The sequence below is a fragment of the Bradyrhizobium sp. USDA 3364 genome, assembly GCF_054056355.1.
This window is the reverse complement of record NZ_JBSRYG010000002.1, coordinates 4438021-4450155: the sequence shown is the minus strand read 5'-3', so window position 1 is coordinate 4450155 and position 12135 is coordinate 4438021. Positions and strand designations below refer to the sequence as shown.

Genomic DNA, 12135 nt, shown 5'->3' with positions numbered 1-12135 from the left:
TCCGGATCATGCTTTAGAACCCACCGACGTCGAGGCCGTCGGCAAAGCCTTCGCCGAGCGCGTTGGCGAGATCGCCGCGCGCGGTGACGTCGGCCGCCGCCTCGATGTTGTGCACGATAGTCGACGACAGCACCCGGACCCAGAGATCGCGCATCAGATAGACCCGCATCACCACGTTCATCGCCAGCGCAAAGGCGAGATAGCCGATGCCGAACAGGACGATCAGGGGAATGCTCCTGGCGAACCCCTCGGTCTTGAAGAGGGTCTCGATCGAGGAGCCGTCGATGCTGGCGACCAGGAAGGTGCAGAGTCCAAGATAGGCCGCGAACACCATGCCGAGCAGCACGATCCAGCCGATCATCTTCCAGTAGAAGCCGATCAGCGCGCCGCGGGGAAGCGTGGATTCCAGCCTCACCTCGCCGAAGCGGATGCCCGACAGCCACCAGCGCCACTCGATCGCCTTGAACGCGGCATAAGCGAACGGGATGAAGACGTAGGAAATCAGCGCGAACGGCATCAGGAGCCAGAGCCACCAGCCGCGCTTGAAGAAGTCCCAGCCGCGGCCCTCGAACGAGCCCTGCAGATCGCCGTAATAGGAATGCCGCATCTTGTAGCGCTCGAGCGCCGCCTCGCGCCACGGCAGGGCGAAGCCGAGCGTGATCATGACCAGCAGGCCCCACAGCGAGGCCTTGAGCGCGTAGATCCAGCCCGAGCCGCTCATCCAGAAGCGGACGCCGCGCCACACCGTGCGGGTCAGCCGGTAGCGCCGCGCGCGGTAGATCGCGAACTGGCCGAACAGATAGAAGAAGGCGACCAGCGGCAGCGAGGCGAATGCCTTGAGATGCTCCGCCTCGATGCCGATCAGGAAGTAGCCGAGATAGATCGGCACCAGGATCGCGAGCGCGACCAGGAAGCCGATCAGGAGCTCCTTGCCGCGGCCGGTATATTCCGGCGCGTCGCCGTCGATCTGGGTGTTGGACCAGAGATGACGGCGGATGTCGGTGGTGAGCCAGAACCGGTAGAAGCCGACCGTGACCAATTCGAGCCCGGCGCCGCGCGCGATCAGGCGGAAAAACTCCTTCCGGTTCCCTGAAAATGCCACCGGCATCGGCGGCGGGACCGGTTGCGGCGGCGGCTGCGGCGGCCCCAGCGGGGTCCAGCTCATGTCGTTCACGGGATAGCTCCAGGACGGGACAATCTCTGCGTATCAAAAGCACAGGTTTGTCGCCGCGAGTGTGATCCAGGTTTCACAGGAGGTCGAGGGCCGGGGCGGTTTTTGGCGGGGTGCGGTTGGCTTTGCCTTAACGGGATTGCGGGGAGCCGCGCAGCCCAGGCGGCGCCGACGCCCTTCCAGGTGCCGCGGAGCGAGCTTCGAACCCAAAACAGCGCATTGCATACTTACGCTAGGCCGACGGAACGGCAGCCACGCCGCCGCAGGCGAGGAAAAGTGCGATGAAGACGTGGGTATTGTCGGCTTGCGTCCTGGCGCTCACGGCAGCTCCCGTTGCAGCGGCCGACGTGCGGCTGGATTCCTATCGTAATCCAAAGAGCGAGAACTTCCGTATCTTCAATCATATGTACCTGGACGGCGTCAGGGGCGGCCTGATGGCTTCCAATGCCTGGCTGAAGCGGCATGGTGGCCAGATGTTGTTCTGCATGCCGGGCGACCTCGCACTGAGCAGCGAGCAGACCGAAGAGATCATGCTCAAGTCGGCCGACAAGCGCTCCGCGAAAGGCGAGATGGTGGTCGCGCTCCTGCTGCTCTGGGGGATGCAGGACACCTATCCCTGCGAAAAGACCGGCAGCGAAAAAACCGGCGGCGCGAAAACCGACAACCAATAGGCGGCGCTTGCACCGTCCGCACGCCGCGGCTCGACCAAATCAAACGGCGTTTCAAACGGGCGTGGTCGCCGCCATGCCCCTCCACCAACCGCGAAAGGCCCGGATTCGGCCGCTTTGGTCTGGTATCGATGCGGCCAAATGCGCGTCGAGAGCCCTTGCGCAAACCGCCGAATGGGAATGTAATTCGGTAAAACATGCCGCGCCGGCGATGCCCCCGGCCGCTGCAACGGTTGAGGAGCCGCTCATGCACGGGACCATCGATCTCGCCGACACCACGAATCTCGACGCCGCCCGCGAGCGCGCCAACACGCTTGCGCTCGCGGACTACGATCCCGGCGATCCCGAGCTGTTCAAGAGCGATACATTCTGGCCGTATTTCGACCGGCTGCGCAAGGAAGACCCGGTGCACTACTGCAAGGACTCGATGTTCGGTCCGTACTGGTCGGTCACCCGCTACAACGACATCATGGACATCGAGACCAACCATTCGGTGTTCTCCTCGGCCGCCTCGCTCGGCGGCATCACCATCCGCGACGTGCCGCCGGATCTGCGCCGCGAGAGCTTCATCGCGATGGACCAGCCGCGCCATTCGGCGCAGCGCAAGACCGTGGCGCCGATGTTCACGCCGACGCATCTCGACGAGCTTGCCATCAACATCCGCAGGCGCTCGACCGAGTGCCTCGACAATTTGCCGCGCGGCGAGGTGTTCGACTGGGTCGACAAAGTCTCGATCGAGCTGACGACGCAGATGCTCGCGGTGCTGTTCGACTTCCCCTGGGAGGACCGCCGCAAGCTGACGCGCTGGTCCGACGTCGCCACCACCCTGCCCGGCGCCGGCGGCCTTGTCGCCACCGAGGACGAGCGGCAGGCCGAACTGATGGAATGCGCGACCTATTTCGCCCGGCTCTGGAAGGAGCGCTCGAGCCAGCCGCCGAAGAGCGACCTGCTCTCGATGATGGCGCACAGCGACGCCACGCGGAACATGGATCCGAAGAACTTCCTCGGCAATCTGATCCTCTTGATCGTCGGCGGCAACGACACCACGCGCAACACGCTGTCCGGCAGCATCTATGCGCTGAGCAAGCATCCGGAGCAGTATCGCAAGCTGCGCGAGAACCCTGATCTGATCGACAGCTTCGTACCCGAGGTGATCCGCTGGCAGACGCCGCTCGCCCACATGCGGCGCACCGCGCTCGCCGACTACGAATTCCGCGGCCGCCAGATCAAGAAGGGCGACAAGGTCGTGATGTGGTACGTCTCGGGCAACCGCGACGAGGAGGCGATCGAGCGGCCCTACGTGTTCGACATCGAGCGCGCCCGGCCGCGCACCCACATCTCGTTCGGCTTCGGCATCCACCGCTGCGTCGGCCTTCGCCTCGCCGAGCTGCAGCTCAAGATCATCTGGGAGGAGATCCTCAAGCGCTTCGACACCATCGAGGTGGTGGAGGAGCCGCAGCGGGTGTATTCCAGCTTCATCAAGGGCTACGAGACGCTGCCGGTGCGCATTGCCGCCTGACGCATGGTAGGTTTCTCCCTCTCCCGCTTACGGGAGAGGTGGGAGTGAGAGCATTCACTGGAGCTAGTTGAGATGAACGTCCAGACCGCCATCCGTGCCGACCGGGCCGAGCTAAAGCGCCAGGCGCGCGAGGAAGCCTATGCGACGCCGCTGAAAGATTTTCATCCCGGCGCGCCAAAACTGTTCCGCGACGACACGCTGTGGCCGTGGTTCGAGCGGCTGCGCAAGGAAGAGCCGGTGCACTACTGCACCAATGCGCCGATCGAGCCGTATTGGTCGGTTGTGAAGTACAACGACATCATGCATGTCGACACCAGCCACGGCATCTTCTCCTCGGACTCCACGCTCGGCGGCATCTCGATCCGCGACGTGCCGCCCGGCTACGACTATCCGAGCTTCATCGCGATGGACCAGCCGAAGCACGCCCATCAGCGCAAGACCGTGTCGCCGATGTTCACGCCCGATCATCTCGACGAGCTGGCCAAGCTGATCCGCCAGCGCTCGGCCAGCGTGCTCGACAATCTGCCGCGCAACGAGACCTTCAACTTCGTCGAGCGCGTCTCGATCGAACTGACCACCCAGATGCTGGCGACGTTGTTCGACTTCCCCTGGGAGGAGCGGCGTAAGCTGACGCGCTGGTCCGACGTCTCCACCGCCCTGCCGAAGAGCGGCATCGTCGAGTCGCCGGAGCAGCGCCGGCAGGAGATGGACGAGTGCTACGCCTACTTCTCGAAGCTCTGGAACGAGCGCGTCAACGCACCGCCGCGCAACGATTTGCTGTCGATGATGGCGCATAGCGACGCCACCCGGCACATGGACCCCGACAATCTGATGGGCAACATCATCCTGCTCATCGTCGGCGGCAATGATACCACGCGCAACACCATGAGCGGCTCGGTGCTGGCGCTGCACGAGCATCCCGACCAGTTCCGGAAGCTGAAGGAGAACCCTGCGCTGATCGACACCATGGTGCCGGAAGTGATCCGCTGGCAAACGCCGCTCGCGCATATGCGGCGCACCGCGCTCCAGGACACCGAGCTCGGCGGCAAGACGATCCGGAAGGGCGACCGCGTCGTGATGTGGTACGTCTCCGGCAACCGCGACGACGAGGTGATCGACCGTCCTGACGAGTTCATCATCGACCGCGCGCGGCCGCGCATCCATCTGTCGTTCGGCTTCGGCATCCACCGCTGCGTCGGCATGCGCCTTGCCGAGCTGCAGCTCAAGATCGTCTGGCAGGAGATGCTGAAGCGCTTCGACCGCATCGAGGTGGTCGGCGAGCCGAAGCGGGTCTATTCCAGCTTCGTGCGCGGCATCGAGAACCTGCCGGTGCGGATCCCGGGCTAGATCCAGATTATCCTTGGCTGCACCTACGTTCGGCCCTATGTCTTGCCGGCGTCTTGCGGTTTGGGCTAGAGCATGATCCGGAAAAGTGGAAACCGGTTTTACGAAAAGATCATGCTCAAACAAAGAGATGAGATCGTGATGCGTTTCCGTGGAAACGCATTACGATCTAGTTGACGGATCATGAACCGGAAAGAACGGCGTGCGGCCGGTAAGCAACGGGACGCGTCCGCCAAGAGTTCGCCTGCTTTCGGCGCCGCTGGCATCAGCATTGCCGGCCTCGCTGCCGAGGCCAGCCGCTTCTATGGGATGCGCCGCTTCAACGAGGCGCAGGAGATCTGCCGGCAAATTCTCGTGCGCGAGCCTGCGCATGTGCAGAGCCTGAACCTGCTCGGCCTGATGGCGCAGGCATCCGGCGATCACCGCGCGGCCGCGAAGATGTTCACGAAGGCGATCGCGTCAGACGAGGTGAACGCCGCCTGCCACTACAATGCCGGCAATTCCTACCAGGCGCTCGGCAATCGTGCCAAGGCGGCCGCGCATTTCAGCAAGGCCTTGGCGCTCGGCATGGATGCAAAGGCCGTCGGCTTCATCCTGCAGAGCCCGACCGTCACCAGCTATGTCGGGCGGATTGCCGGTAAGTGGCCGCTGCCGGTCACGAGCGACGAATTGTTCGGCCCCGAACGCGTCGCTCCGCTTGCGAGCGACCTGTTCCTGCGCTGTGCGATGGAAGCGACGACGCTGGCAAGCATGCAGCTCGAGGTGCTGCTCGGACATGCACGCGCCGAACTGCTCCGGCTCGCGAGCAAGCAAGGCCGAGAGGGTGAAGTCGAGGATGAAGTCGACGATGACGTCGTTGCCTTCGCCTGCGCGCTCGCCCGGCAATGCTTCATCAACGAATATGCCTTTGGACAGACTGCGGCGGAAACCGGACTCGCAAGCGCACTGCGCGATCGGTTGCAGCAGGATCTGACATCGGGCGCCGCGATCGCGCCGCTCACGCTGGCGGTCGTCGCGGCCTATTTTCCGCTTCATGCCCTGCCGGCCGCGGATCCGCTGCTGCGCCGGGACTGGCCTCTGGCCGCCGCCGGCCTGTTGCAGGTCCAGCTTCGCGAGCCGCGCGAGGAGATGGAAGAGCGTAGCGCCATTGCGGTGCTCACCCCGATCAGGAACGACGTATCGGTCGAGGTGATGCGCCAGTACGAGGAAAATCCCTATCCGCGCTGGACGGTGAACCCGCTGACCGCATTCGCGGCCGACCGGGCGCGCGGACGGACCATCGCGACCGCGGAACAGCAGGCCGAAAAGGAAATCCTGATCGCCGGTTGCGGCACCGGCTCGCACGCGATCCAGATCGCGCAGGTCTATCCGAATGCCCGTCTGCTCGCGGTCGACATCAGCATGACCAGCCTCGCCTATGCGCGCCGCAAGACGCACGAGCTGGGCTTGCACAACATCGAATATGCCCAGGCGGATATCCTGGAATTGGGCGCGATCGGCCGCAGCTTCGACAGCATCGAGTCGGTCGGCGTGCTGCACCACCTTGCCGAACCGATGGCCGGCTGGCGGGTGCTGGTCTCGCTGCTGCGGCCGGGCGGCACGATGCGCATCGGCCTGTACAGCGAGCTGGCGCGCCGCGTCATCGTTGACGCCCGCGCCCGCATCGCCGCGCGCGGCTATCGCGCCTCAGCCGACGACATCAGACGGTGCCGCCAGGACCTCTTCCGCGAGGCGGAGCAATGGAAACCGCTGATCGGCGCCAAGGATTTCTACAGCATGAGCGGCTGCCGCGATCTGCTGTTCAACGTCATGGAACACCGCCTCACGATTCCCGCGATCGCGGCATTCCTGAACGAGCACGGCCTGACGTTCCAGGGCTTCGAGCCGTTCGACGATCCCGCGGTGCTCGACCAATTCCGCAAGCATTTTCCGGGCACGGCCGACGAGACCAATCTGGATCAGTGGCACCGCTTCGAGGTCGATCATCCCGAGACGTTCTGGGACATGTACGTGTTCACAGCGCGCAAGCGCGAGCACTAACGGCACGGTGCTAACGCGCGTGCTGGCCCTTGTTTGTCGGCAGCGGGCAGTTGGTGCAGACCCGGTCGTCGCACATCCGGCAGATCGTGAAGCGATCCATCTCGGAGGTGTCCTGCCTTGCCAAGAGCTCGCGGATCAGCGTTGCAAGCTGCTTCCGCTCAGCCGCTGACAGCACGTCCAGCAGCGACGTCACGGCCGAAATCCGCGATGCCAGCAGCTCATTCCGCGACGCGGCGCCAGATGCCGTCAGGTGCAAGGCGACCTCGCGGCCGTCCTTCCCCGCGCGGCGTTCGACCAGCCGATCCGAAACCAGACGATCGACCAGCCGGACCGTACCGGAATGCGACAGGCCGAGGATTCGCCTGAGCTTGTCGTTGGTCATGCCCTGGCCGTAGCCGATCACGATGAGGGCCGCGGGCGTCTCGCCGCCGCGGCCGACGACCTCGCGCGCGCCTTGCTCGATGCGATCCATGACGGCGAGCGACAGCGCGCCCAGCAGATTGGCGATTCCGTTTTCCATGCGATCGATAATATGTGCGCTGCGCACAAAAAACAACTTGACCTGACATGTGCGCTACGCACATATTTATCCAGGAGAGCAGCCACGACAAAATGGAGAGTAGCGATGACGACCCGAAGCGCCGCACTTGCAACGCCCGACGCCGCCGGCCACGAGCCCACGCTGAAATACGTGCAGGCCAACGGCGTGCGCTTTGCCTATCTCGAACAGGGCAACGGACCGCTCGTCATGTTCATGCACGGCTTTCCCGACAACGCCTGGTCCTATCGAAAGCAGCTGCAGGTGTTCGCGGACGCCGGCTATCGTGCGGTCGCGCCGTTCCTGCGCGGCTATGCGCCGACCGAGATTCCGGCCGACGGCATCTTCGATCCGATCGCACTGGGCCAGGATCTCGAAGCGCTGATCGCGGCGCTGAGCGACGACGGACAGGCCTGCGTCGTCGGCATGGATTGGGGCGGCACCTCAACCTTCCAGGCGCTGGTCACGGCGCCGTCGGCGATCAAGGCCGCGGTCGTCATGAACACCGCGCACCCGATCACAATCCCGAGCCTCAGGAGCGATCCCGATGCCGTTCGATCGGTCTTCCATGTCTATTTCTTTACGGTGCCCGGCGCTCACTCGGCGGTCAACATCGAGGGACTTCCGTTCGTCGACTACCTTTGGAAGCTGTGGTCGCCCACCCTGCAGAACGACGAGCATCTCCGCTCGGTCAAGGAGACGCTCAGTTCTCCCGGTACCATGAAGGCGGCGCTGAAATACTACAACGGCCTGGTCGATGCGGGAGTTGCGGGCCGGCTGCCGATCAAGGACATGCATACGCCAACGCTCACGATCTATGGCGGCAACGATCCGACAGCGCGGTATTCGATGAAGGAAGAGCCGCTCTTCAAGGGGCCACATCAGCGCGTCGTCTTGCCCGATGTCGGGCACTTCCCGCATCTCGAGCGTGAGGCCAAGGTCACCGGTCTGATCATGGCCTGGTTCACGACGCACGCCGCCGACTGAGCTGGCGTGCCGCGACCTGCAGCCGACATCAGTCACACCATCCTGCAAATCTTCCGAGAAGGAGTGCGCGCTATGGACGCCTCGACACAGCAAAAATATGCCGAAGAGTTTCGCAGTCTTCACCGCACGGGCGACCCGCTCGTCCTGTTCAACGCCTGGGACGTCGCCACCGCCAAAGCCATCGCGAAGAGCTCGCCGGCGGTGGCGACCAGCAGCGGCGCGGTTGCCTCCGCGCTCGGCTATGCAGACGGAGAGAATGCCCCGCTCGACATGGTGGAAGGCCTGGTCTCCCGGATGACCGCTTCGGTGCCGGTTCCGGTATCGATCGATCTGGAGGCAGGCTATGGCGACACGCCGGACGCAGCCGCGAATTCGGCGGCGAGGATCCTGAAGGCCGGCGCCATCGGTATCAATATCGAGGATGGGCTTTTGGGCGGCAAACGGCAGCTCGTTGATCCCGGGCGGCACGCCGCGAAGGTCAGGGCGGTGCGGGACACCGCTCGGAGACTCGGCATCGATCTCTTCATCAATGCGCGAACCGATCCGTTTCTGCTGAAGTTCGGATCGCCGGAGCAATGCCTGGATGAAGCGGCACGGCGTGCGAAGGTCTATGCCGATGCCGGTGCAGATGGAATTTTTGTGCCGGGACTCACCGACCTCGCGCTGATCGAGCGGCTCGTGAAACTGACGCCGCTGCCGGTCAACATCATGGTGACACAGGGCGTTCCCGCAATCGCCGATCTCGCCCGCGCCGGTGTTCGCAGGATCAGCCTTGGGCCGTGGCCCATGCTGGCGGCGATGCGCGTCATCGGACAGGCGGCCGCCGCGGTTGTCACAAGCAAGCAATACGGCACGTTTCTGCAACCGAATGCGAACGCATAGCCTATTCGACCACCTCGTCTGCGCCGCTGACGACTGAAGGAGAGAACTCGCGGCCAAGCAGCTTGGCGGTCTTCAGGTTGATGACGAACTCGACCTTGGTCACCAGCTGTACCGGAAGATCGGCGGGCTTCTCCCCCTTCAGAACCCGGCCGGCGTAGATGCCCGCCCGTCTATGCGACTGCATGAAATCTCCGCCATAGCTCATCAACCCTCCGGCCATGGGGAAGTCCCGCGTTTGCGTGATTGCCGGAACGCCATAGGTCATCGCGAGATCGGCCAATCGCCGGCTACGAAACGCAAAATAGGGATCGGAGGTGAAGACCAACGCGTTTGCCGATTCTCGCGCCACCGAAGCGAATACGGATTCAAATTCTTCCTCCTTGCTCGCGCTCAGAATCTTCAGGTGAACCCCCAGGGTTTCGGCGGCGGCGTGAAGCCGCTGCAATTGCGATCCGGCGGTCGGACTTGTCGGGTTGGTGACGACCCCCAATATGGTCGCCGCCGGCAACAGCTCGTGCATCAACTCGAGCCGCTTCGGCGACACGTCGACGCTCAGGCTCGAGACGCCCGTGATATTGCCTCCCGGTCGCGACAGGCTGTCCACCACACCCAATTGAACAGGGTCGCCGCCCATCTCAAACACGATTGTCTTGGTGACGCCGGCCGCCTTTGCGGCAAGCGCGACAGGCGCGCCTCCGGGCGCAACCACCAGATCGACGTCTCGCGCGATCAATTCACCGGCCAACGCAGGCAACCGGGCATACTGCCCGTTGGCCCATCGATACTCGATCGCAACATTGCGGCCCTCGACAAAGCCGGCTTCGCGAAGTCCCTGGTGGAAAGCCCTCAGCCGGCTGTCAAACAGCACCGGCGATTCCGGACAGAGATAGCCGATCACGGGCATGGACGGCTTCTGCGCGTGCGAGGATCTGGTCCACGCCGCGGCGGCTGCCATCAACAACAGGACGTCGCGCCGCCTGGCGCGTCCGCGCGACGTTGCTGCACTAGTGTGAGCGCAACTCATGCTCGACCGACCCGCTGCCCGTCCGCCGTCAGGAAGAGCATATCCCACGATGCCCGGCCAGTCGCCCCGCGGATTGTGCCAGGCATCCGCAACCGTCTCGGCTAGAACGCATCATGGGAAATTCCAAATACCGGAATTGCCTCATCGAAGCCCTTGATTTGGCGACTTCCGAAATCCTCGACGGAGCGCTTGCCCCTCACACTTGTCGCGGTGTCGGTGTCGATCAGGATTTCGCGATCTGCGGCAGATGCGCACAGGCGGGCGGCGAGATTCACGACGCTGCCGATCGCGGTGTAATCGAGCCGGTCCTCATAGCCGATCCGCCCAACGGTCGCCGGGCCGCTGGCGAGACCTATTCCGAAGCCTACCTGGTAGCCTCGGGATCGCCAACTCGTGATCAGCCCTTGCACACGCTTCTGCATTTCGACCGCAAGGTCGACGGCTCTGAGCGCCGGCTCCTCGACCGGAACGGGCGCGTTCACCAGCACCATCAGTCCGTCGCCGGAGAAACTGATCAGTGTCGCTTCAAATTGCGCAATGACCCTGCCCAGAACCTCATAATACTCGGAGAGCACGCTCATGACTTCCTCAGGCGCAACGCCTGCCGAAAACGCGGTGAACCCGCGCAAATCGCAGAACACGACGACGACGTCGGTGCGGCGGCCATCCAGCACGCTGTCGTCACCGGCGCGATCGACGAGATCGGCGACCTGCGGCGCGAGAAATCGCTTGAGCTTTGCGATCCGCTCCTGGTGCTGTTGCGCGAGCGCGAGTTCGCCGGCCATCCTGTTGAAGCTGTTGGCCAGACGCTGAAACTCGTCCCCGGTCTGGATCGAAATGCGATGCTCGAACGATCCGGCGCCGATCCGCTCCGTCCCCTCCTCGAGCAGCCTGATCGGCTCCGTCATCCGGTGCGCGAATGCATAGGCGAGCAGCCCTGCGAATATGGTGCTGCCTGCGAGAAGCACCGTCGTCCGTCGCAAGGCGGCGTAGATCGGGGCGTAAGCCTCCGAGAGCGGCTGCGCCACCACGACGGTCCAATCCGGCCCTGCCACGGGCGCCTCGCTGGCGGCAACTTGATGTCCCTGTGCGTCACGGCTCGTTGCAAAGCCGTCTCCCGGACCGATCGCGTCGCGTATCGCGCGGAATGGCTGCGACGTCGTCTCTTCCACCCCGCGGAGGACGAGGCTGATGTCAGGATGGGCAATGAGGCGCCCCTGCCTGTCCAGGACAAAGGCGAGGCCGGTTTCGCCCACCGTGATCGCCGCGACGACATCCCAGATCAGCTTGAGATTGACTTCGGCGATGGCCGCGCCGACCGCGGGCCGGTTGCCCATGATCGCAACCGTCAAATAGGGTTCTGAGCCCCTGTTATAGCTGACGTCGCTGAACCAGACCTGGCTCGCGCGGGCGCCGAGCAGCGCGGGATCGGCCGACCGATCAGTGCGACTTTCAATTCGATTGAGGCCGACTCGCGAGACATGGAGACGCTCCAGCCCGTTATTGTCAATCAGCGTCAGGCTGACGATGGCGGGTGCCTGGCGGAACAGCCGCAGCGCATCGGTCCGCCGCCCCTCATCGAGCTCGTCGGTCCATGGCAACTGGACCAGCCACCCGAGCTGGCTTGGAATGTCGGAGATAAAATTATGAATTTCAGCGGCAGCGGATGCCGCCTCGACACCGAGCAGCTGGTCCAGCCTGGCGCGCTGGTCGCGGTAGCCGAACCAGGCTTCAATAGCGCCGTTGATCGCAAGCGGAAACGCGACGGCCAAGAACAGCGCGAGAAAATACTTCGGAAAGAGGCTGCGAAACCGATCTCGGACAATCATGCCCCGATACCTGAAAATACGACGGGTCGATCAATATGCCAAAAAAATGAAGCCCTGCCTGCAGCCCGGCGCTGCCGCCGTTCCGCAATCTGAAACATAGGCTCTTTGCCGCTCCGACCAAGGGGACGCAGCC

General features: G+C 63.8%; 10 protein-coding genes. 6 read left to right on the top strand and 4 right to left on the bottom strand.

All coding sequences use genetic code 11. The annotated features are described in order from the left end of the window. Positions 1-13: 13 nt before the first annotated feature. Entirely contained in the window at positions 14-1165 is a 1152-nt protein-coding gene (locus ACVILL_RS20970; RefSeq protein ID WP_456734318.1) for a DUF898 family protein, read from the bottom strand. Between the two features lie 353 nt (positions 1166-1518). Between ACVILL_RS20970 and ACVILL_RS20965 the strand changes: the two genes are divergently transcribed. The 4 genes from ACVILL_RS20965 to ACVILL_RS20950 all read left to right on the top strand — a co-directional run bounded on the left by ACVILL_RS20965 (position 1519) and on the right by ACVILL_RS20950 (position 6742). Next, positions 1519-1842, top strand: a complete 324-nt coding sequence (locus ACVILL_RS20965) for a hypothetical protein (protein WP_456730789.1) — start codon at positions 1519-1521, stop codon at positions 1840-1842. A gap of 244 nt (positions 1843-2086) precedes the next feature. Continuing rightward, complete coding sequence (locus ACVILL_RS20960; protein WP_456730788.1) at positions 2087-3358, top strand: cytochrome P450; 1272 nt, start codon at positions 2087-2089, stop codon at positions 3356-3358. 72 nt (positions 3359-3430) lie between these two features. Beyond that, positions 3431-4705, top strand: coding sequence for a cytochrome P450 (locus tag ACVILL_RS20955; RefSeq protein ID WP_456730787.1), 1275 nt, complete (start codon positions 3431-3433; stop codon positions 4703-4705). Between the two features lie 180 nt (positions 4706-4885). After that, positions 4886-6742: a methyltransferase domain-containing protein gene (locus ACVILL_RS20950; protein WP_456730786.1), complete on the top strand. Its 1857-nt coding sequence runs from the start codon at positions 4886-4888 to the stop codon at positions 6740-6742. A 10-nt stretch (positions 6743-6752) separates the two neighbouring features. Here the strand turns inward: ACVILL_RS20950 and ACVILL_RS20945 are convergent, their stop codons facing one another. Continuing rightward, positions 6753-7262, bottom strand: coding sequence for a MarR family winged helix-turn-helix transcriptional regulator (locus ACVILL_RS20945; protein WP_456730785.1), 510 nt, complete (start codon positions 7260-7262; stop codon positions 6753-6755). A gap of 105 nt (positions 7263-7367) precedes the next feature. On the opposite strand from ACVILL_RS20945, the gene ACVILL_RS20940 reads away from it, so the two are divergent. Beyond that, positions 7368-8267, top strand: a complete 900-nt coding sequence (locus ACVILL_RS20940; RefSeq protein WP_456730784.1) for an alpha/beta fold hydrolase — start codon at positions 7368-7370, stop codon at positions 8265-8267. A gap of 72 nt (positions 8268-8339) precedes the next feature. Continuing rightward, entirely contained in the window at positions 8340-9149 is an 810-nt protein-coding gene (locus ACVILL_RS20935; RefSeq protein ID WP_456730783.1) for an isocitrate lyase/PEP mutase family protein, read from the top strand. A 1-nt stretch (position 9150) separates the two neighbouring features. Here the strand turns inward: ACVILL_RS20935 and ACVILL_RS20930 are convergent, their stop codons facing one another. Together ACVILL_RS20930 and ACVILL_RS20925 are read right to left on the bottom strand one after the other, a co-directional pair. Continuing rightward, complete coding sequence (locus ACVILL_RS20930) at positions 9151-10104, bottom strand: ABC transporter substrate-binding protein (protein ID WP_456734317.1); 954 nt, start codon at positions 10102-10104, stop codon at positions 9151-9153. A gap of 170 nt (positions 10105-10274) precedes the next feature. Beyond that, on the bottom strand, positions 10275-12002 hold the full coding sequence (locus ACVILL_RS20925) for an adenylate/guanylate cyclase domain-containing protein (protein WP_456730782.1): 1728 nt from the start codon (positions 12000-12002) through the stop codon (positions 10275-10277). Positions 12003-12135 lie beyond the last annotated feature (133 nt).